The organism is Agromyces sp. NPDC058126 (assembly GCF_042884595.1).
Classification (GTDB): domain Bacteria; phylum Actinomycetota; class Actinomycetes; order Actinomycetales; family Microbacteriaceae; genus Agromyces.
In genome coordinates this window covers 1-18,934 of sequence record NZ_JBHVTS010000006.1, presented here as the reverse complement: position 1 = coordinate 18,934, position 18,934 = coordinate 1, and the positions used below count along the sequence as shown (strand labels likewise).

At 71.2% G+C, this 18,934-nt stretch carries 21 protein-coding genes and 1 tRNA gene; 13 read left to right on the top strand and 9 right to left on the bottom strand.

The window, feature by feature from the left end; all coding sequences use genetic code 11:
- Positions 1-9: 9 nt before the first annotated feature.
- From ACFVTR_RS16875 to ACFVTR_RS16855, 5 genes are all read left to right on the top strand, one after another.
- The gene (locus ACFVTR_RS16875; RefSeq protein WP_387039195.1) at positions 10-408 is read left to right on the top strand and encodes an MmcQ/YjbR family DNA-binding protein; all 399 of its coding nucleotides are present in this window, start codon (positions 10-12) and stop codon (positions 406-408) included.
- Positions 409-548: 140 nt separating this feature from the next.
- Positions 549-621, top strand: a tRNA-Arg gene (locus ACFVTR_RS16870).
- A 200-nt stretch (positions 622-821) separates the two neighbouring features.
- The gene (locus tag ACFVTR_RS16865; protein WP_387039193.1) at positions 822-2,264 is read left to right on the top strand and encodes a DUF998 domain-containing protein; all 1,443 of its coding nucleotides are present in this window, start codon (positions 822-824) and stop codon (positions 2,262-2,264) included.
- Entirely contained in the window at positions 2,152-2,517 is a 366-nt protein-coding gene (locus ACFVTR_RS16860) for an Hsp20/alpha crystallin family protein (RefSeq protein WP_387039192.1), read from the top strand. The genes ACFVTR_RS16865 and ACFVTR_RS16860 overlap by 113 nt, the downstream gene beginning before the upstream one ends.
- Positions 2,514-2,813: a GNAT family N-acetyltransferase gene (locus ACFVTR_RS16855; RefSeq protein ID WP_387039191.1), complete on the top strand. Its 300-nt coding sequence runs from the start codon at positions 2,514-2,516 to the stop codon at positions 2,811-2,813. Before ACFVTR_RS16860 ends, ACFVTR_RS16855 begins: the two co-directional genes overlap by 4 nt.
- A 327-nt stretch (positions 2,814-3,140) precedes the next feature.
- Here the strand turns inward: ACFVTR_RS16855 and ACFVTR_RS16850 are convergent, their stop codons facing one another.
- From ACFVTR_RS16850 to upp, 5 genes are all read right to left on the bottom strand, one after another.
- A complete protein-coding gene (locus ACFVTR_RS16850) occupies positions 3,141-4,490 on the bottom strand; it encodes a M20/M25/M40 family metallo-hydrolase (RefSeq protein WP_387039189.1) in 1,350 nt (449 codons plus the stop codon).
- A 94-nt stretch (positions 4,491-4,584) separates the two neighbouring features.
- Positions 4,585-6,036, bottom strand: coding sequence for an anaerobic C4-dicarboxylate transporter family protein (locus ACFVTR_RS16845; RefSeq protein ID WP_387039188.1), 1,452 nt, complete (start codon positions 6,034-6,036; stop codon positions 4,585-4,587).
- Positions 6,037-6,170: 134 nt separating this feature from the next.
- Positions 6,171-6,614: a MarR family winged helix-turn-helix transcriptional regulator gene (locus ACFVTR_RS16840; protein ID WP_376942056.1), complete on the bottom strand. Its 444-nt coding sequence runs from the start codon at positions 6,612-6,614 to the stop codon at positions 6,171-6,173.
- Positions 6,615-6,909: 295 nt separating this feature from the next.
- Positions 6,910-7,707, bottom strand: coding sequence for a winged helix-turn-helix domain-containing protein (locus ACFVTR_RS16835; RefSeq protein ID WP_387039186.1), 798 nt, complete (start codon positions 7,705-7,707; stop codon positions 6,910-6,912).
- Positions 7,708-8,207: 500 nt separating this feature from the next.
- Entirely contained in the window at positions 8,208-8,840 is a 633-nt protein-coding gene (upp, locus tag ACFVTR_RS16830; RefSeq protein WP_387039185.1) for a uracil phosphoribosyltransferase, read from the bottom strand.
- Between the two features lie 44 nt (positions 8,841-8,884).
- Here upp and tadA point away from each other — a divergent pair, with 44 nt between their 5' ends.
- Positions 8,885-9,376, top strand: a complete 492-nt coding sequence (gene tadA / locus ACFVTR_RS16825; RefSeq protein WP_387039183.1) for a tRNA adenosine(34) deaminase TadA — start codon at positions 8,885-8,887, stop codon at positions 9,374-9,376.
- A 4-nt stretch (positions 9,377-9,380) separates the two neighbouring features.
- On the opposite strand, the gene ACFVTR_RS16820 is transcribed toward tadA, so the two are convergent.
- The gene (locus ACFVTR_RS16820; protein WP_387039181.1) at positions 9,381-10,022 is read right to left on the bottom strand and encodes a TetR/AcrR family transcriptional regulator; all 642 of its coding nucleotides are present in this window, start codon (positions 10,020-10,022) and stop codon (positions 9,381-9,383) included.
- A 117-nt stretch (positions 10,023-10,139) separates the two neighbouring features.
- Between ACFVTR_RS16820 and ACFVTR_RS16815 the strand changes: the two genes are divergently transcribed.
- A complete protein-coding gene (locus ACFVTR_RS16815) occupies positions 10,140-10,925 on the top strand; it encodes an SDR family NAD(P)-dependent oxidoreductase (protein WP_387039179.1) in 786 nt (261 codons plus the stop codon).
- A gap of 79 nt (positions 10,926-11,004) precedes the next feature.
- On the opposite strand, the gene ACFVTR_RS16810 is transcribed toward ACFVTR_RS16815, so the two are convergent.
- On the bottom strand, positions 11,005-11,742 hold the full coding sequence (locus tag ACFVTR_RS16810; RefSeq protein ID WP_387039177.1) for a gamma-glutamyl-gamma-aminobutyrate hydrolase family protein: 738 nt from the start codon (positions 11,740-11,742) through the stop codon (positions 11,005-11,007).
- Complete coding sequence (locus tag ACFVTR_RS16805; protein WP_387039175.1) at positions 11,739-12,701, bottom strand: cation diffusion facilitator family transporter; 963 nt, start codon at positions 12,699-12,701, stop codon at positions 11,739-11,741. The genes ACFVTR_RS16810 and ACFVTR_RS16805 overlap by 4 nt, the downstream gene beginning before the upstream one ends.
- Positions 12,702-12,782: 81 nt before the next feature.
- Here ACFVTR_RS16805 and proC point away from each other — a divergent pair, with 81 nt between their 5' ends.
- The 4 genes from proC to ACFVTR_RS16785 all read left to right on the top strand — a co-directional run bounded on the left by proC (position 12,783) and on the right by ACFVTR_RS16785 (position 16,792).
- A complete protein-coding gene (gene proC, locus ACFVTR_RS16800) occupies positions 12,783-13,646 on the top strand; it encodes a pyrroline-5-carboxylate reductase (RefSeq protein ID WP_387039174.1) in 864 nt (287 codons plus the stop codon).
- The gene (locus tag ACFVTR_RS16795; RefSeq protein ID WP_387039173.1) at positions 13,643-14,968 is read left to right on the top strand and encodes a beta-N-acetylhexosaminidase; all 1,326 of its coding nucleotides are present in this window, start codon (positions 13,643-13,645) and stop codon (positions 14,966-14,968) included. Before proC ends, ACFVTR_RS16795 begins: the two co-directional genes overlap by 4 nt.
- A gap of 130 nt (positions 14,969-15,098) precedes the next feature.
- Positions 15,099-15,488: a YciI family protein gene (locus ACFVTR_RS16790; RefSeq protein ID WP_387039172.1), complete on the top strand. Its 390-nt coding sequence runs from the start codon at positions 15,099-15,101 to the stop codon at positions 15,486-15,488.
- Positions 15,485-16,792 (top strand): DUF6596 domain-containing protein, encoded by a 1,308-nt coding sequence (locus tag ACFVTR_RS16785; protein ID WP_387039170.1) that lies wholly within the window; start codon positions 15,485-15,487, stop codon positions 16,790-16,792. Before ACFVTR_RS16790 ends, ACFVTR_RS16785 begins: the two co-directional genes overlap by 4 nt.
- A 114-nt stretch (positions 16,793-16,906) precedes the next feature.
- Here the strand turns inward: ACFVTR_RS16785 and ACFVTR_RS16780 are convergent, their stop codons facing one another.
- Positions 16,907-17,137: a hypothetical protein gene (locus ACFVTR_RS16780; RefSeq protein WP_387039169.1), complete on the bottom strand. Its 231-nt coding sequence runs from the start codon at positions 17,135-17,137 to the stop codon at positions 16,907-16,909.
- 148 nt (positions 17,138-17,285) lie between these two features.
- Here ACFVTR_RS16780 and ACFVTR_RS16775 point away from each other — a divergent pair, with 148 nt between their 5' ends.
- Together ACFVTR_RS16775 and ACFVTR_RS16770 are read left to right on the top strand one after the other, a co-directional pair.
- Positions 17,286-17,408 carry a hypothetical protein gene (locus ACFVTR_RS16775; protein WP_376942031.1) on the top strand — a complete coding sequence of 41 codons (123 nt, stop codon included), beginning with the start codon at positions 17,286-17,288 and terminating at the stop codon, positions 17,406-17,408.
- A gap of 339 nt (positions 17,409-17,747) precedes the next feature.
- Positions 17,748-18,758, top strand: coding sequence for an agmatine deiminase family protein (locus ACFVTR_RS16770; protein WP_387039168.1), 1,011 nt, complete (start codon positions 17,748-17,750; stop codon positions 18,756-18,758).
- The last annotated feature ends 176 nt before the right edge of the window (positions 18,759-18,934 follow it).

The following is an 18,934-nucleotide window of genomic DNA, read 5'->3' as shown; positions in this document are numbered from 1 at the left end:
GTGACGCGCATGGAGCACCCCCGCGTCGTCGACCCCGCGCACCCGCTCATCGAGCGCGTGCGCGCGCTCTGCCTCGACCTGCCCGAGGCGGTCGAGGTCGAGGCGTGGGGCCGCCCGACGTTCCGCGCGGCGAAGCCGATCTTCGTGCACGTCTCGGCGAGCATGGAGCGGCCGTTCTCGATCGTCCTGAAGACCGACCCCGACGAGCACCTCGCGCTCGTGCAGGACGCGCGGTTCTTCGGGCCGCCCTACTACGACCGCGCGCGCTGGGTCGCGACCGATCTCGACGGGCCCGACACCGATTGGGCGCTCCTCGCCGAACTCGTCGAGACCTCGTATCGGCAGGTCGCGAACCGCCGCCAGCTCGCCGCGCTCGACGTGCAGCGGCCCGAGCACGCGGGCCGGTGAGCGTGACGCGTCGCTCGCTTCGGCAGGGTCGCGGAATGGTCTCGCCGATGCTCCAGGTCGCTCGATTGGCGCGAACGCGAACGGTGCGTTAGAGTTACGTGGTTGCCTGATCGCAGATGATGCGGCAGGCGACAAGCCATGCGCCCGTAGCTCAATGGATAGAGCATCTGACTACGGATCAGAAGGTTGGGGGTTCGAGTCCCTCCGGGCGCACGGAAGAAGGCGGTTCGCAGCTCTGCGAGCCGCCTTCGTCGTTTTCCGGGGCCGCTTCGGGGCCCCGCATTTCCGGGCAGCGCGGCGGCTGGGAATCCACCGCGCATCATGGCAGCGATGCCATCCCCGGGATGACACGGATCGCCGGCCGTCAGTAGGCTCGCTTCAGGCCTGGTTCCCGTTGATCGAGGGTTCGACCTATGAGGGGTGTGTGCGCGGGGGCGATCCCCGTCTCGTTCGACTCGGGGTTCGCGTCGCGTTTCGACACGATGCATCCGAGTGCAGCCGACCGTGAGGGGCACGGTCGGCCGACGATCGAGCCCGCGGGCCGCTCGGGCCGCCTGGTCTCACTCGTGCGCCGGCTTTACGCCCTGCTGATCGCGATGGCGATCTCGGTCGTGCTCGCTCGCGCGTTCGCGCCCGCCGCGCTCGATCCCGCGAGCGCACTCGACGTCGTCGGCCTCGTTCCCGCGCTCGCGGGTGGGGTGGCGGTGTGCGCCGGGCTCATCGCCGTCTCGGCGTCGCACGCCGGGATCGCCTCGATCGCGCACCTGCGCCTGCCCGGCCTCGCCCCGAGGCCGCGCGCCGCCGCGAACGGACTCGCCTGGGCGGCACTCGCCCTGCTCGCGGTGCATTTCACCTCGGCCGCCTTCGAACCGCTGCCGGGCGGACCGCTCGCGATCGGCTGCCTGCTCGGGGCGGTCTTCGGCTTCGGCACCTTCCGCCTGCACCGGCATGCGCTCGAGCACGAGGCGTACCGCACCTTCAACCTCGTCGCGATGCTGCTCGCGGCCGGCAGCCTCGCGAGCATGAGCATCACCCCGACGGGCGACTGGTGGACGCACAACTTCAGCACGCTCGGCACCTCGAACGACCTCGCCGCGGCGTGCTTCAACGTCGCCGTGGTCGTCTCGGGCGCGGGCATGGCCGGGCTGTCGGGCGCGCTCACGCGGGCGCTCGCGTTCGGCGGCTTCGCCATCCGCCGAGGGGCCCGCACGACGATGCGCGTGCTCATCGGGCTCGTCGGCTTCGGGTTGATGGGGGTCGGCACGGTGCCGATCGACCGCGAGACCGACCTGCACAACGCGTTCGCGCTCGGGGCGGCGCTCGCGTTCGCGCTCCTCTGCATCGGGGCGCGCTGGTACGCGCGGCGGATTCCCCGACGGCTCCTCGTGTTCTCGTACACGGCGCTGACGCTCGAGCTCGTGGCCATGGCGGGCTATGACGCGCTCGGCTGGTTCAACCTCACGGTCTTCGAGATCATCGCGTTCACGCTCGTGTTCGCCTGGCTCATCGCGCTCGTCGCGACGACGTCGGGCCGCCACCACTCGCACGGTCGTTCGCTGTCGGCGCACGGTGACCCGGAATCCTCCCACGCGCTCGACGTTATGTTCGGTAGAGAGTTGAGTCGAGATGACTCAAGAGCACCGATCAGGAGGAAACATGCCCACCGCCTACGACCCGTTCCGCGATCTCGACCGAGTCGCGTCCGCGCTGTTCGAGCCCCGCCGCGGGCCGCGTCGCATGCCGATGGACCTCTACCGCGACGGCGACCACTACGTCCTCACCGCCGACCTGCCGGGCATCGACCCCGGTTCCGTCGACATCGACGTGGACGGCCAGTTGCTCACGATCCGGGCTGAGCGCACCCTCGCCGCCGGCGACGGCGTCAAGTGGATCACGCGCGAGCGCGAGGCCGCCTCGTTCCTGCGCCAGCTGAGCCTCGGACAGGGCGTCGACACCGAGCGCATCTCGGCGAGCTACACGAACGGCGTGCTGAGCGTGACGATCCCCGTCAGCGAGAAGGCGAAGCCGCGCAAGATCGCGGTCGAGCACTCGGATGCCTCGTCCGCGCCGTCGCCCGCGGGCGACCGCGTCGAGCCGGTCGAGCTGTGACCGCCGAGGCGGGGGTCGTCGAGATCACGCGACTCGACGAGCGGCACCGCTACGAGCTCGTGGTCGACGGCGAGCGCGCCGGGTTCGCGCAGTACCGCCGCGAACCAGGCAAGGTGGTCTTCACCCACACCGTCATCAAGCCCGAGTACGAGGGTCGTGGTCTCGGAAGCCGCCTCGCGCGTCACGTGCTCGACGACGCGGTGGCGAGCGGGGAGCGCATCGTGCCCGAATGCCCGTTCATCGCGGCGTACCTCCGGAGGCACGACGAGTACGAGACCTCCGTCGACTGGCCCTGAGCCCGTGACGTGACGGTGATGACGGCCGGTGATCGGAGGATCACCGGCCGTCGCCGTGTTCTGGAACGGAATCACCCCCAGTTGGGGGCGGTGCGTCGAGCCCGGCACAGGATTACCATTTCGAGCACAACCCGAGTCCGACCCGACCGGACCGGCCGGTCATGCCTCGACGGCCGAGCGATCGGAATGTCCCTATCGATCGCTCGGGTCAGGCTCGCCGAGCTCAGTTCGGGTCGCTCGGCGAGAGGGTCTCCTCAGGAGACCGCGATGGGGTGGGAGGTAGGGTTCCCACCCCATCGTCACGCGCTCGGTCTGCCGGCCCGCGCGTCAGGCCCGCTCGGCGAACCCGCGGATGAAGAGCGTCTGCGCCGCGATCATGCGCTCGATCTCACCCGGGTCGACCGACTCGTCGGAGGCGTGGATCCGCGACTGCGCGGTGTCCTCCGCGCCCCAGAGGATGATCGCGGAGCCGGGGGAGACCTTCTGCAGCGACGCGACGAGCGGGATCGACGCCCCGCTGCCGATGTTCTCGACGGCGGCTCCGTAGGCCTGCTCGAGCGCGGACTCCGCCGCGACGATCGCCGGGTTCGAGGCATCCACTGCGAAGGCGTGACCCACCTTCACCTTCTCGACCTCGACCTCGCAGTTCCAGGGGCGCTGCGACCGCAGGTGCGACATGAGGGCCTCGAGCTGGGCATCGCCGTCGGAGCCGGGCACGATGCGCATCGAGAGCTTCGCGGTGACCGAGGGCAGCAGCACGTTCGACGCCTCGGCGGTGTTCGGTAGGTCCATGCCCAGCACGGTCACCGAGGGCTTCGCCCAGATGCGGTCGGAGAGGGAGCCCGTGCCGAGGAAGTCGACGCCGGGGAGGATCGCCGACCCCTCGCGGTAGACGTCCTCGTCCATGTCGGCCCCGCTCCACGAGGAGGTGTCGACGCCGGGGATCACGGTGTCGCCGTGCTCGTCGTGGAGGGTGTCGAGGATCCGGACCATCGCGGTCATCGCGTCGGGCGCGGCCCCGCCGAACATTCCCGAGTGCACCGGGTTCGCGAGGGTGCGCACGGTGACCGTGCAGGCGACGTCACCGCGGAGCGCGGTCGTGAGCCCCGGGCGGCCGACCTTCTGCGGGCCGATATCGCCGATGACGTAGGCGTCGGCCGCGAACAGCTCGGGATTGGCCTCGACGAAGTCCTCGAGGTGCGAGATCGTCTCCTCCTCGCCTTCCACGAGGATCTTGATGCGACAGGGGCGGTCGGGGCCGATGAGCTTCAGCGTGCCGTAGTGGATGACGAGACCCGACTTGTCATCGGCGGCGCCGCGCCCGTAGATGCGCCCGTCCTCCTTCGTGACCGGCTCGAAGGGGCTGCTCGACCAGCCCTGGCTCTCGGGCGCCGGCTGCACGTCGTAGTGGGCGTAGATGAGCACGGTCGGCGAGCCTGCGGGCCCCGGCAGGTCGGCGTAGACGCACGGGTACCCGCCCGGCACGTCGAGGAGGCGCACCCCCTCGGCGCCCGCCGCCTCGAAGAGCTCGACCACGGCCTCGCCCATGCGGTGCACCGGTTCGGGATCGAATCCGGGGAAGGCGACCGATGGGATGCGCACGAGGGCCTCGAGGCGTTCGATCACTTCGGGCATGAGCGCCGCCGCAGCGGACGAGACGTTTCCGGGGTCGTTCATTGGTTCCTCCTCGGATCGACGGACGGACGGACGGTTGGGTGCTCGCCGGCGGGGCGGCGAGACGGTCGACGTGCGCCGAGTGGCGCCGGACGGATCACACGGGGACGACGAGCTGGATCAGCAGGCCGGAGGCCACGACGGCGACCCACGAGACGAGCATCGGGATCGTGAACGAGTGCCAGACGGGCACCTGGGTCAGCTTGGTCGACCCGGTCAGGTCGGTCTCGACCGCGGCGATCTGGGAGCCGTTCGCCGGGAACAGCCAGACGCCGATCAGCGAGGGCCACATGGCCGTGATCACGCCCGGTGCCAACCCGGCCGCGAGGGCGATCGGGATCATCGTGTTCGTGGTCGCCGACTGGCTCGTCGTGAGACCGCAGACGACGAACAGCGCGACCGCGAGCAGCAGCGGGTTCGCCTCGATCATCGCGCCGAGCGGTTCGATGATCGTCTCCTCGTTCGCCGAGATGAAGGTGTCGGCCATCCACGCGATGCCGAAGAGCGCCACCGCCGCGACGAACCCGGCCCGCAGCAGCGGCTGCTCGACGACGACGGCCGGCTTGACCTTGCGCACGAGGATGATGACGAGCGCGACCGAGAACATGACCATCTCGATGAGGGTCGCCATGCCGATCGGCACGAGCTCGCCCGACTCGTCGGGGAACGCCGGGCGGAGGCTGGGGAACAGCCCGAGCAGCACGATGAGCAGGGTGCCCGTGACGAAGATCCACGCGGCGGTCGCACCGCCCGGCGGGACCGGGTGCTCGATGCGGGCGGGCGGGACATCGGTCGCGGTGACGGACGCGCCGGCTCCCTCGCCGGCCGTCGCAGCACCGCCGGTGCCCGTGGCGACTGCGGTGCCGCCGACCTTCGCCTCGTAGCGGGCCTTGAGCGAAGCGGGCACCGCGACGGTTCCCTCGGCGACCCGCTTCATGAACACCGGGTCGTCGAGCAGGTCCTTGCCGATGCGCTGCTGCACCGCCGAGGTGGCGATGCACGCGACGATCGCCGCCGGAACGGTGATGAGCAGGATCTGCGGCAGCCCGTAGCCGGTGCCGTCCATGAGCACGAGGTACGCGGCCATCGCAGCGGAGACCGGGCTCGCGGTGATGCCGAGGCCGGACGTCACCGTCGAGGAGGCCAGCGCTCGCTCGGGTCGCTGCCCGTTGCGGTACGCCGTCTCGTAGATCACTGGGATCAGGGCGAAGAAGATGTTCGACGTGCCCGAGAGCACGGTGAAGACGAACGCGACGATCGGCGCGACGTAGGTGAGCCGCTTCGGGTTGCGCTGGATGATCTTCGAGGCGATCGACACGAGGTAGTCGATGCCGCCGGCCGCCTGCATGGCCGACGACGCCGTGATCACCGCGATGATGATGAAGAAGGCGTCGATCGGGATGGAGCCCGGTGGCAGCTGGAACACGAAGACGAGGATGACCGTGCCGACGACGCCCCAGAGGCCGAGGCCGAGCCCTCCGGTCCGAACGCCGAGCACGATCGCGCCGATGACGACGGCGGCCTGCAGAATCACGAGCACGATGTCCATGGAATCCCCCCACAGGATGGACTGGAACTCACTCCCGGAGTCGCAAGGCGCTCACTCCTGTCCAGACAGTACTGCGCGCTGAGCGGCTGAGTCCAGTACCGGAGGCCGCGCGCCAGAAGTCGGCCGGACCGGCCTCAGTCGCGCGCGGACTCGGGGCGCGCGCGGACGCTGAGATCGGCGAGCGTGTGCAGCTCGTCCTCCGTCAGCGAGGCGCCGAACTGCCGGTGGATGGCGTCCATGTGCTGAATGGCCACCCGCCGGAACAGCGCGAAGCCGACGTCGGTGATTCCGACGATCGTGCCGCGCCCGTCGTCGGGGTCGGGCTCCTTCACGACGAGCCCGCGTGCGGTGAGCCGGTCGATCAGCCGGCTGATGCTCGGCTGGGTGATCAGCGAGTTCCGGTTGAGCTCCTTCAGCCGGAGCCGTCGGCCTGGCGCACGCGAGATGTTGAAGAGCACGTCGTACTCGTTCAGCGACATGAGTTCGGTCGGGAACTCCGCTGCGAGCTCTCGCATGGTCGTCACCTGGGTGCGGAAGAGCGCCTCCCATGCAGCGACCGTGAGTGCGCGTTCGGCCATCGGGGCTCCCTTCGTCTTCGACTCAACCAACATTAGGGAATCGGCGGAGGAAGGAGGGACTCGGCAGGGGAAAAACGAGGCACTCCGGAAACGGTTGAGGGCCGGTCGTAGAGGCTGACGACCGGCCCTCGCCCTTGCACCAAGAGTGTCCTGCAATCACATTCCGCGCCGTCCGCCACAGCAAACGTTCGGCGCACTTCCGAATATATAACGGATCGGTAACAGGCGCTAGTTATCGTTTCGTGATTTTTCGGAACTGCCGCCGACGGCGTTCGTCGCGGCGGCGGCCGGCGCGTCAGTACAGGTCGGGCGAGGGCGTCGAGGCCTGGCGGATCGACACGTCGGCGTGACGGTCGAAGCGGTAGCCGATGCCGCGCACGGTGCGGACGATGTCCTGGTAGTGCGCGAGCTTCGAACGCAGGCGACGCACGTGCACGTCGATCGTGCGCTCGCTGGGGGCCTCGTCATCGGCGTCCCAGAGGCTCTCGATGAGCTCGTGCCGGTCGATCGTGCGGCCCTCGCGCAGCACGAGGTACTGGAGCAGCTCGAACTCCTTGTAGGTGAGGCCCGCGGCCTCGCCGTCGAGCAGCACGCGCTTGCGCGAGATGTCGATGATCACGCCGTTGGGGTGGCGGTCGGCGTCGTTGCGGACGCCCTGGCCGTCGCGCTGCTTCGCGAGCGCCGACGGGTCCTGCAGGGCGAGGCGCACGACGTCGACGTCGCGGCCGCCGGCGCCCTCGGGGGCCAGCGCGACGGCGGCGTAGGTCTCGGACGAGGGCGAGACCTCGGCCGTCAGGGCGCGCAGCGCCTCGACGATGCGGTGGAGGGTCGTGCCGTCCTCGGCGGCCTTCGCCTCGTCGATGCCGACGTAGAGCACGAAGCCGCGGGCCTCGGTGCCCTCGGGCACGGCGCGGACGCGGGGTCCGGTCGGCGCGGCCGGCGCGGCGGCGGGAGCGGAGGAACGGTCGGCGGCGGCGACGCTCGAGAGCGAGCGGAGCGGCGCGGCCGAGGTCGCGGCCGACAGCGACGGAGCGGTGCGTGCCTGCACGGGACGGACGGAAGCGGTGCGGACGGGAGCGAGTGCGAGAGACATGACGGGAATCCTTGTGTCGAAGGGTGCTGCAGGAGACCCCGGTCTGCGGGGTCGTGAACGAACGGCCGATCGGCCTGGCGAACCCCCGAGACTCGGTGGGTTCAGTGGAGTCCGTGCCGATCGGGATGCTGATCGGCTGCGTGACTCGGCGGAGGGGTCGCGGTCAGCGGCACATTCGACAACACATGGGTGCACGCGACGACATCATCATGTCGTTCGTCCTGAGAGCGCCGAGGGCGGTCAGGGTGCGTGCGTTGTCAGTCATGGGTGCGAGTAAATCCGACGGTCGAGCATGTGTCAATTCATGTCCGTCGGATGACGGGGTGTGACGTCGCAGTGGGTGCGCGTCAGCGCGAGGCATCCGGAGGAATCAGACGACCGGATGCCTCGCATGAAAGATTCTGCGATCAGATGCGAATCTCGAAAATCTTCCGCAGTCGAACTGCGCCTCGGCGTGTCGAGGGGCGAAGAATCTGCGAAGGGGAGGCTTCGGGGCGCCCTTATACCGTGCCGTAGAGGCGGTCGCCCGCGTCGCCGAGGCCCGGCACGATGAAGCCGTGCTCGTTGAGGCGCTCGTCGACCGCGCCGAGCACGATGGTGACCTCGCGGCCGTGCATCGCCTTCTCGACCGCCTCGAGGCCCTCGGGGGTGCCGAGGATGCAGATCGCCGTCACGTCGTCGGCGCCGCGCTGGAAGAGGTACTCCATCGCCGCGGCGAGCGAGCCGCCCGTCGCGAGCATCGGGTCGAGCACGAAGCACTGGCGGCCCGAGAGGTCGTCGGGCAGGCGCTCGGCGTACGTCGCCGGTTCGAGGGTCTCTTCGTTGCGCGCCATGCCGAGGAACCCGACCTCGGCCGTCGGCACCAGCTTGACCATGCCCTCGAGCATGCCGAGGCCGGCCCGGAGGATCGGCACGACGAGCGGTTTGGGCTCGGCGATGCGCACGCCCGTCGTCGGGGCGACCGGCGTCTGAATGTCGACCGGGGCGACGCGCACGTTCCGCGTGCCCTCGTAGGCGAGCAGCGTCATCAGTTCTTCGACGAGCGAGCGGAAGACGGGCGACGGGGTGTTCACGTCGCGGAGCACCGTCAGTTTGTGGGTGATGAGCGGGTGATCGGCAACGTGGACTCGCATAGGCTCGATTCTAGTTTGCGGGGGTCTCGCGAGGGGAGAGCGGCATGGATGCACCGGGTTCGTCGCTCCATCGCGAGTGGATGCGGCTCGCGCTCGCCGAGGCCGCCCAGGCGCCCGCGACCCGCGACGTGCCCGTCGGCGCGATCGTCGTCGATGCCGCGGGCTCGGTCATCGCGGCGCGACGCAACGAACGCGAACGCGACGGCGACCCGACCGCGCACGCCGAACTGCTCGCCCTGCGCACCGCCGCCGAGGCCACCGGCGATTGGCGGCTCGAGGGGTGCACGCTCGTCGTCACGCTCGAGCCGTGCGTGATGTGCGCGGGGGCGATCCTCGCCGCCCGGGTGCCGACCGTGGTGTTCGGCGCGTGGGACGAGAAGGCGGGCGCCGCGGGCTCGCTCTACGACGTGCTGCGCGATCGGCGGCTCAACCACCGCGTCGAGGTGTTCGCCGGGATCGAGGCCGAGGCGTCGGCCCGCCTGCTGCTCGACTTCTTCGAGGATCCGCTGCGGCGGCCGCCCGCGCCCGCCGGGTAAGGGGCTACCGGCCTCTCGCGTCGGGCACGAGGGCGATGCCGTGCGACAGCTGCGCGAACGCGCGCACGGCGAGGTCGGCGGGCGACCCGGGTCCCTCGTCGGGGCCGTCGCCCGTCGCCCAAGCCTCGAGGCCCACGCGGATCGCGTCGGTCGCGGCCGCCGCGGTGAGGCGCACCTCGAACGGGTCGGCGTCGTCGACGAGCTCGGCGATGATCTGGCGGAGGCGCGACTCCGAGTCGTGGTTCACCCGGTGCCACACGCCGAGCAGCGCCGGATCGCCTTCGGCGGCGCGGAGCACGCCGCGCGTCCAGCGCAGGCCCTCGCGGGCCTCGTCGTCGCGGGGGGTGAGCTGTTGCGCGATGATCGCCGGGACGGAGGCGATCGGGTCGCCGCGCTCGGAGGCCGCGAGGGCGCTCTGCCAGGCGCCCGCCCCGATCGCGAGCAGCGGGCCGATCGCGTCCTCCTTTGTGCGGAAATAGCGGTAGAAGGTGCGCAACGACACTCCGGCGTGCGCCGCGATGGCCTCGGCCGTGACGCGGTCGGCTCCGTGCTCGGCGAACAGCACCGCAGCCGTGCGTGCGATCTCGAGCTGGGTGGCGGCCTTGCGGCGCTCGGTGAGCGTGGGGCTCGGGATGCTGGGTTCCACGATCGCAGCGTACGCGAAATGCCCGCTCCATGTCCGATGTTGGACAGAGTGGCACAGTGTGCCATACAGGCGTAGCGTGTAACAGAAATTGCCGACACACACTGAAAGGTCGAACACATGAACCGCTATGAAGGTCGCCGCGCACTCGTCACCGGCGGCGGATCGGGCATCGGACAGGCGACCGTGCTGCGCATGCTCGCCGAAGGCGGCCGCGTCGTCGCCGCCGACGTCAGCGAGGCCGGCCTCGCCGACACCGTCGCGAAGGCCGGCGAGGCCGCCGAGCGGCTCACCACCGTGACGATGAACATCGCCGACGAGGCATCCGTTCGCGAGGGCGTCGCCGCGGCGGTCACCGCGCTCGGCGGACTCGACGCGCTCGTCAACGCCGCGGGCATCCTGCGCTCCTCGCACACCCACGAGACCACGCTCGACGCCTTCGAGCAGGTCGTCCGCGTGAACCTCGTCGGCACGTTCCTCGTGATCCGCGAGGCGATCCCCACCCTGCTCGAGGGCGACGGCGCGGCCGTGGTCAACTTCAGCTCGACCTCGGCGACGTTCGCGCACCCCTACATGGCGGCCTACGCCGCGAGCAAGGGCGGCGTGCAGTCGATGACCCACGCGCTCGCCGCCGAGTACGCGAAGCAGGGCATCCGCTTCAACTCGGTGCAGCCCGGTTCCATCTCGTCGGGCATGACCGACGGGTCGGGCCAGTCGAAGCAGAGCCAGGGCCCCGGCCTGCCCGAGGACGCCGACATGATGCTCTTCATGAAGCTCCAGCCCGCGCTCGGCCAGGGCTTCGCCGGCCCCGAGACGGTCGCCTCGGTCGTCGCGATGCTCGCGAGCGCCGACGGCGCCTTCATCACCGGCACCGAGGTGCGCATCGACGGCGGCACGCACTTCTGATCGTCGCCGTTCGCCGGCACTGAACCCCGTCTGCGTGGCTGAACCCCGGATGTCCGGGGTTCAGTGGCGTGAGCGGGGTTCAGTCGCGGGCGGCCAGCCCGTCGAGGTACTCGCCGAGCAGCAGGGCGGATGCCTCCTGCGCGCGCGGCCCGTGCACGGCGCGCTCCGCGCGCAGCCGCTCGCGGCTGAGCCCGTAGTCGGGCAGCTCGTCGCCCCAGGCCTCGAGCCAGTCCTCGTGGATCGCGTCGTCGACCTCGGGGTGGAACTGCACCGCGAGCAGCCAGTCGCCCTTCGCGAACGCCTGGTTCTCGTACCGGGCCGAGGAGGCGAGGCGAGTGAGCCCCGCATCGTCGGGCAGCTCGAAGCTGTCGCCGTGCCACTGCACGGTCGGCACCCCGGCGAAGTGCCGCACGGGGGAGGCGGCGCCCGCCTCGGTCGGCTCGACCGTCAGCCAGCCGACCTCCTTGCCGTCGCCCTTGTAGGCGCGTCCGCCGAGGGACTCGGCGAGCAGCTGCGCCCCGAGGCACACGCCGAAGATCGGCGCCTCGGCGGCGATCCGTTCGCGCAGCAGCGCGATCTCGTCGGCGAGGTAGGGGTAGCGGTCGGTCTCGTACGCCGCCTCGTCGCCGCCGAGCACGATCACGAGGTCGGCGTCGAGCGGGTCGAGCGCCGAGACATCCGCCGTGGGGGCGTCGACGGTGACGATCTCGTAGCCGCGACCCTCGAGCGTCTCGCCGAGGTTGCCGAGGGCGATCGCCGAGTCGTGCCGCAGCACGAGCGCGACGCGGCGCCCGAGGGCGCCGGCGGCAGCGCTCACTCGAGCCCCTTGATGACGATCGCGTCGGTCGGCGGTGCCGGCTGGTTCGGCTCGACGTACACGTCGGGCTCGATGTAGATGACGCGCGCGGCGGGCACCGCGTGGCGGATGCGCTGCTCGATCACGTTCGTCGCGGCGGCGACCTCGAGCAGGCGCTGGTCGGCGGCGAAGCCGAGCTTGGCGGCGACGAGCAGCTCGTCGGGCCCGAGGTAGAGGGTCTTCATGTGGATGATGCGCTCGATCTCGGGGCCCGCCGTGATGGCCTCCTCGATCTTCGCGACATCGTCGTCGTTCGCGCCCTCGCCGACGAGGAGCGACTTGGTCTCGATGCCCAGGACGATCGCGACGAGCACCAGGAGCGTGCCGATCATGAGCGTGCCGATCGCGTCGAACAGCGGGTTGCCCGTGATGACCGTGAGGCCGACGGCGAGGAAGGCGAAGACGAGGCCGATGAGCGCGGCGATGTCCTCGAGCAGCACGACGGGCAGCTCGGGGGCCTTCGCCCGGCGCACGAACTGCACCCAGCTCTGCCGCCCGCGCACGTGGTTCGACTCCTTCACGGCCGTGCGCAGCGAGAACGACTCCAGCACGATCGCGATCGTCAGCACGAGCATCGGCAGCCAGGCGTTCTCGAGCTCGTGCGGGTGCGTCAGTTTGTCGACGCCCTCGTAGATCGAGAAGATGCCGCCGACCGAGAACAGGATGATCGACACGACGAACGCGTACACGTACCGCTCACGGCCGTAGCCGAAGGGATGCTCCTGGTCGGCGGCCTTCTTCGCCTTGCGTCCGCCGAGGATGAGGAGCAGCTGGTTGCCGGCGTCGGCGAGCGAGTGCACGCCCTCGGCGAGCATCGAGGCGGAACCCGAGAAGAACCACGCGATGAACTTCGTCAGGGCGATGCCCGTGTTGGCGAGGAATGCCGCGATGATTGCTTTGGTGCCGCCGGATGCGCTCATGGCGACAATCCTAGGATGGCCGAGATTGGCTCCGCGCATCTCGCCGGATGCGGTCATGGCGACAATCCTAGGATGGTCGCCATGACCCCCGAAGCATCCGAGTCAGCGACCGTGACCCTTCCCCCCATCGCCTTCCTCGGCGCCGGATCAATGGCCGGCGCCGTGATCTCGGGGCTGCTCCAGCCGGGCGTCGTCGTCGACGGCGGCATCCGCACCACGAACCGCACCGCCGAGAAGGCGGCCGCCTTCGCGGGCGTCGACGGCGTCACCGCGTACGCCACCGAGGCGGATGCCGCGGCGAACCGCCGGGCCGTGGCCGGCGCGAAGCTCGTGGTCGTCGCCGTGAAGCCCGCGATGGTGCCCGACCTCCTCCGCGAGATCGCCGACGCCCTCGAACCCGGCACCGTCGTCGTCTCGGTCGCCGCGGGCGTCACCGTCGCGACCTTCGAGGCGCTGCTGCCCGGCGGGGTCTCGGTCATCCGCTCGATGCCGAACACCCCCGCCGTCGTCGGCCGCGCCGTCACCGGGGTCTCGGCCGGCACCCGCTCGAGCGACGACGACCTCGCGCTCGCCGTGACGATGTTCGAGACCGTCGGCGAGGTGCTCGTCGTGCCCGAGTCGCAGCTCGACGCCCTCTCGACCATCTCGGGCTCGGGCCCGGCGTACGTCTTCTACCTGATCGAGCAGCTCACCGCGACGGCGATCGACAAGGGCTTCACGCCCGAGCAGGCGGCGACCATGGTGCAGGGCACCTTCCGTGGGGCGAGCGAGCTGCTCGCGGCCTCGGGGGAGGAGCCGGCCGAGCTGCGCCGCCGGGTGACGAGCCCGAAGGGCACCACCGAGCGGGCCGTCGCCGTGCTCGAGGAGGCCGCGCTCAAGCAGACCTTCGACCGCGCCACCGACGCGGCGCTCGCCCGCGCCCGCGAGATGGCGGCCGGCGCGTGAGCGCGGCCGACGTCCAGGTGAGCCCCGCCGCCGGCCTCAGGCTCGACGGCGAGCCGCGCTTCGCCTGGCGCGGCGTCATGCTCGACGTCGCCCGGCGGTTCCGCCCGATCGCCGAGCTCGAGCGCTTCGTCGAACTGCTCGCCGCGCACGGGCTCAACGTGCTGCAGCTGCACCTCACCGACGACCAGGGCTGGCGCTTCGAGGTGCGCGCCTACCCGCGCCTCACCGAGATCGGCGGGCGACGCTCGCAGTCGCAGCTCGGCCACGGGCCGCGTTCGACGCTCGACGGCGTGCCTCACGAGGGCTCCTACACCCAGCACGAGCTGCGGGGGCTCGTGCGGTTCGCGGCGGAGCGCGGCATCCGCATCGTGCCCGAGATCGACGTGCCGGGGCACGCCCAGGCGATTCTCGCCGCGTATCCCGAGTTCGGCGTCGGCGGCGCCGACGCGGTGCGCGCACGGGTCGTCGAGCCGTGGACGCGCTACGGGATCAGCGACGAGGTGCTGAACGTCGAGGAGGCCACCCTCGAGTTCATCGGCACCGTGTTCGACGAGCTGTGCGAGGTGTTCGACTCGGAGTTCATCGGCATCGGCGGCGACGAGGCGCGCAAGCGACTCTGGAGCGAGGACCCGCGCACGCAGGAGCTCATGGCCGAGCGCGGCCTGGCCGATGAGGAGGAGCTTCAGGCGTGGTTCCTCGCGCGGATCGCCGACCGGCTGCGCGGGCACGGACGCCGCGTCGTCGGCTGGGACGAGATGCTCGAGGGCCGCGACCCCGCGCCCGACGCGGTCGTCGCCTCGTGGCGTGGGCCCGTCGGCGCCGAGCTCGGTGCGCGGCTCGGGCACGAGGTCGTGCTCTGCCCCGACCTGTGGACCTACTTCGACTACCGGCAGTCGGATTCGGCGGAGGAGCCGATCCCGGTCGGCACCGTGCTCTCGCTCGAGGATGTCGCGACCTTCGACCCCGTGCCGGCCGATGCGCCCGAGTGGTACGCCGAGCGCATCGCGGGGGTGCAGGCGAACGTCTGGACCGAGCACCTCGACTCGCGCGAACGGCTCGACTACGCGGTCTTCCCGCGGCTCGGGGCCTTCGCCGAGATCGCCTGGAACGGCGAGCCGCTCGAGTGGGCATCGTTCGCGGAGCGGCTGCCCGGCTATCTCGATTGGCTCGACGAGCAGGGCGTCGACTTCCGGCCCCTCGAAGGCCCCCGCCCCGAGCAGCAGCGGCCCGGCGTTCCGGGGGTGCCGCGCGACCGCGCCGACCGGCTCGCCGAGCTCGAGCGCCTCACGGCGACGCTGCGCTCGCAGCGGCCGGTCGAGTAGCGCACCGCGCTGCGAACTCCTCGGCGGACGGGAATTCTGCCGACGGTGTCGATTTCGAGTGGCCGAGTTCGTCACCATGGTGTGACGAACGTCGTCACAGGCCCGTGACGGGCCCGACGAAGGAGACGCCATGACCGACACGTACATGTACCTCATCCACGAGCCCGACTGGGACAGCGACGCGTACCTGGGCGCGCGCGACGGCGTTCCCGGTGGTGCGCCCGAGAGCAACTTCCCCGCGCATCAGGCCTTCCAGGAGGCCGTCGTGAAGCTGGGCGCCCGCCTCGTCGGCGGCGCCGCACTGCAGAACGCGCGGCACGGCGGACAGGTCACCCCGGGCGACGGCGACCGCGCGTTCGACGACGCCGTCTACTCCGACGGGCCGTACCCCGACACCAGCGAGGTCGTCTCGGGCTACTACCTCGTCGAGACCGACGACGAGCAGCTCGCCCGGCAGATCGCGGCGCTCGTGCCCACGGGCGGGCACATCGAGTGGCGCAAGGTGTTCCCGGTCTCGTGACCGACCCCATCGCCGACCTGGGCGAGGACTTCGTCGACGCCTGGCCGCGGATCGTGCGTGCGCTCGCCGCCTACACGGGCAGCGTCGACGACGCGCAGGAGTACGCGGCCGAGGCCGTCGCGCGGGCCGTCGCCCAGGCCGGTGACGGCCCGCCGCTCGGTTCGCTTGCAGCCTGGTGCATCGCGGTCGGCAAGCGGGCCTTCATCGACGACCGCCGCAGGGCCGCGACCGAGCAGCGGCACGCGCAGCAGCTCGCCGCCGAGGCGGCCGGGCTGCACGACGACGGGGACGTCTCGGACGAGGCATCCTCGATGGGCGGGACCCGCACGAGCGGTGCGCTCGACGACCGAGTCGCCCTCCTCTTCGTGGCGTGCGATCCCGCGCTCACCGAGCAGGCGCGACTCGTGCTCGCGCTGCGACTCGTGTGCGGGCTGGACGTGCCGCGCATCGCCGCTCACCTCGGCGTGCAGCCCTCGGCGGCCGCGGCGCGACTGACGCGGGCGAAGCGCGCGCTCGCCGAGGCGCGCGGGCGGTTCCATGTTCCCGAGGCGCCCGAGCGGCGCGTGCGGCTGCCGGTCGTGCTCGCGAGCGTCGCCGGGATGTTCACGGTGGCGCACCGCGACGTGCTCGACCCGCAGACCCCGCTCGACGACCTCGGGCGGCAGTCGCTGTCGATCGCCGACGCGCTCGTCGCCGAGTACCCCGACGACCCCGAGGTGCGCGGTCTCCGGGCCGTGATCCGGCTGGGGCTCGCCCGCAGGCCGGGGAGACTCGACGAGACGGGTGCCGCCGTGCCCCTCGACGAGGTCGACCGACGTCGCTGGGATCGTCGGCTCATCGAGGCGGGGCTCGACGACGCGGCGGCCGCCGCCGAGCGCGGCGACGGCCGATTCGTGCTCGAGGCGGCGATCGCGGGCCTGCACAGCACCGCGCCGAGCTTCGCGGAGACCGACTGGGCCCGGGTCGTCGACTTCTACCGTGCCCTCGAGCGGGTGTGGGGTGCGCCGTCGGTCACGGTCGCGCGGCTGTCGGCCGAGCTGCACCGCGCGTTGCTCGCACCGCCGTCGGGGGAGCGGACCGCTCGGCTCCGTGCCGTCGAACACGAGCTGCGCGCGCTCGCCGACGGGGCGGCGCCGTACGCCGCGATCGACGCGAGCCTCGCGCTGGCGGATCTCGCGTGGCGCACCGGGCGTCGCGACGAGGCATCTGCGGAGTACTCGCGACTCGCCGGGCTCGTGCCGACCGAACCCGTGCGCCGGTTCTGCCTGGCGCGCGCCGGCGCCGGCGCCGGGTCGGGGGCCTAGCCGCACCGTCGCATCCGTGACGCTCCGTCGGCGCTCGGCGTGCGACACGCCGCCTTCCGGTTCCGGCGGCGGCGTGTCGTCGTTCGATGCCGACGGACGGTCACGGCTGCGCGCTCAGCCGCGGGCTGCGGCGAGCCTGCGGCGTGCGGGCCCGGCGGCGAGCCACGCGATGCCGGCGACGACGCCGACCACGGCGACCGTGGCGGCACCGATGCCGACCGCGCCGGCGACGGCGTCGGCCTCGAGCGACTCGCCCTGGCGCAGCTCGTATGCGAGCACGAACCCGACCGCGAACAGCCAGGTCGCGACGATCATGATGGCGGGGATCAGGGGGATCCTTCGCATGTCCACCTCCTTTCGCATGACCTTCCAGCATAGCCCGAGCCGCAGGAAATTTCCTGAACAGGTGCCATTTCCACCCGAAGTGACTTCCTCGCGGAACCGGGCTATGGTCTTCGGAAGCCCGCCAGCTGATGAAGGGAAGCGAGCTCGAATGTCGAAGAAGTCCCCGCGCGGAAACGGCGCGAAGAAGACCGCCCAGCTCTCGCTCAAGGAGAAGCGCGCGCAGAAGCGCGAGAAGCTCGACGAGGGGTTGATCAAGCCGCGGAAGCGGTGACCCGCGCCGCGTCGACCGGGTGATCCGGTCGACGCGGGCGCCGGTCGCGAAGCTCTGCTCCGCCGGGCGTGCGGCGGTCGACGGCTGTCGCCCGTGGGGCCCGTGTGCCACGCTGTGAATGCGCCATGGAACGGATCGTTCAGCGAGGGCGAGGCCACGCCTCCACCTATATTGGATAACATCCAATTCTAGGAGGTGGAGCATGTCGGGATTCCTGATCTCTCGACGAGGGGTGCTCACCGCGGCGGGCATCGGCCTGCTCGGCGTCGGCGCTGCCGGCTGCGCCCCGACGACGAACCCGGCGCGAAGACGCCGGGTCGGACCGAAGGAGACGCCGCCATGGCCCGCAGGCTCGGAGCCGAATGGGAGCCGCACGAGCTCACCGTCATGTCGTGGCCGACCGAGGCGATCTGGGGCGAAGACCTGCAGTACGTGCGCGACGACATCGCGACGCTCGCGGCGACGATCGCCGCCTACGAGCCGGTCGTGCTGCTCGCCTCGCCGGGCGACGAAGAGGATGCCGCGTACGAGGCGGGGTCCGACGTCGAGATCCTGACCGTGCCCGTCGACGACCTCTGGGCGCGCGACACCGTGCCGGTCTTCGTCGAGGGGCCGAACGGCCTCGAGGGGGTCGACTTCAACTTCAACGGCTGGGGCGACAAGCAGTTTCACGACCATGACGCCGGGGTCGCGGCAGCCGTCCTCGCCGAGTTCGAGATCCCGCGCATCGTCGCCTCGCTCGTCGCCGAGGGCGGTTCGCTCGAGACCGACGGGCAGGGCACCCTCCTCGTCACCGAGAGTTCGATCGTGAACGACAACCGCAACCCGGGTCTCTCTCGCGACGACATCGAGGCCGAGCTGATCGAGCTCCTCGGCATGCGGAAGGTCATCTGGTTCGACGGCGTCTACGGCGAGGACATCACCGACGCCCACGTCGACTCGCTCGTGCGCTTCGTCGCGCCCGGCGTGGTGCTGCTCGACGTACCCGGCCCCGGCGCGCCCGACGACGTGTGGTCGCGTTCGAGCGCGCAGGCTCGCTCGGTGCTCGGCGGGGCGACGGATGCCACGGGGCGCGCCATCGAGGTCATCGAGCTGCCGCAGCCCGACTTCGCGAAGATCCGGGGCGAGGGCGACGACTTCCTCGCGTCGTACGTGAACTTCTACGTCGCCAACGGCGCAGTGTTCCTCCCCGAGTTCGGCGACCGGAGCGCCGACCGTCGTGCGCAGGACATCCTGCAGGAGCAGTTCCCCGACCGCGACATCGTCCCGATTGCGATCGACACCATCGCGTCGGGCGGCGGCGGCATCCACTGCGCGACGCACGACCTGCCGGGCGAGCCCGAGGAGTGACCTCGAGTCGCTGACAGGCGGGCGCCGGTTCCACGGCGGGGCCGGGGGCATGCATCGTGCCCCTGCCCCTGCCCCTGCCCCTGCCCCTGCCCCTGCCCCTGCCCCTGCCCCTGCCCCTGCCCCTGCCCCTGCCCCTGCCCCTGCCCCTGCCCCTGCCCCTGCCCCTGCCCCTGCCC

Bases quoted from the DNA above. Each gene is read 5' to 3' on its own strand.
- ACFVTR_RS16835 (WP_387039186.1), bottom strand. From the start codon at position 7,707: ATGTCTCTCGCACTCGCTCCCGTCCGCACCGCTTCCGTCCGTCCCGTG.
- ACFVTR_RS16865 (WP_387039193.1), top strand. From the start codon at position 822: ATGAGGGGTGTGTGCGCGGGGGCGATCCCCGTCTCGTTCGACTCGGGG.
- ACFVTR_RS16775 (WP_376942031.1), top strand. From the start codon at position 17,286: ATGTCGAAGAAGTCCCCGCGCGGAAACGGCGCGAAGAAGACCGCCCAG.
- ACFVTR_RS16805 (WP_387039175.1), bottom strand. From the start codon at position 12,701: ATGAGCGCATCCGGCGGCACCAAAGCAATCATCGCGGCATTCCTCGCC.
- ACFVTR_RS16770 (WP_387039168.1), top strand. From the start codon at position 17,748: ATGGCCCGCAGGCTCGGAGCCGAATGGGAGCCGCACGAGCTCACCGTC.
- ACFVTR_RS16850 (WP_387039189.1), bottom strand. From the start codon at position 4,490: ATGAACGACCCCGGAAACGTCTCGTCCGCTGCGGCGGCGCTCATGCCC.
- ACFVTR_RS16860 (WP_387039192.1), top strand. From the start codon at position 2,152: ATGGACCTCTACCGCGACGGCGACCACTACGTCCTCACCGCCGACCTG.
- ACFVTR_RS16815 (WP_387039179.1), top strand. From the start codon at position 10,140: ATGAACCGCTATGAAGGTCGCCGCGCACTCGTCACCGGCGGCGGATCG.
- proC (WP_387039174.1), top strand. From the start codon at position 12,783: ATGACCCCCGAAGCATCCGAGTCAGCGACCGTGACCCTTCCCCCCATC.
- ACFVTR_RS16780 (WP_387039169.1), bottom strand. From the start codon at position 17,137: ATGCGAAGGATCCCCCTGATCCCCGCCATCATGATCGTCGCGACCTGG.
- tadA (WP_387039183.1), top strand. From the start codon at position 8,885: ATGGATGCACCGGGTTCGTCGCTCCATCGCGAGTGGATGCGGCTCGCG.
- upp (WP_387039185.1), bottom strand. From the start codon at position 8,840: ATGCGAGTCCACGTTGCCGATCACCCGCTCATCACCCACAAACTGACG.
- ACFVTR_RS16790 (WP_387039172.1), top strand. From the start codon at position 15,099: ATGACCGACACGTACATGTACCTCATCCACGAGCCCGACTGGGACAGC.
- ACFVTR_RS16840 (WP_376942056.1), bottom strand. From the start codon at position 6,614: ATGGCCGAACGCGCACTCACGGTCGCTGCATGGGAGGCGCTCTTCCGC.
- ACFVTR_RS16845 (WP_387039188.1), bottom strand. From the start codon at position 6,036: ATGGACATCGTGCTCGTGATTCTGCAGGCCGCCGTCGTCATCGGCGCG.
- ACFVTR_RS16875 (WP_387039195.1), top strand. From the start codon at position 10: ATGGAGCACCCCCGCGTCGTCGACCCCGCGCACCCGCTCATCGAGCGC.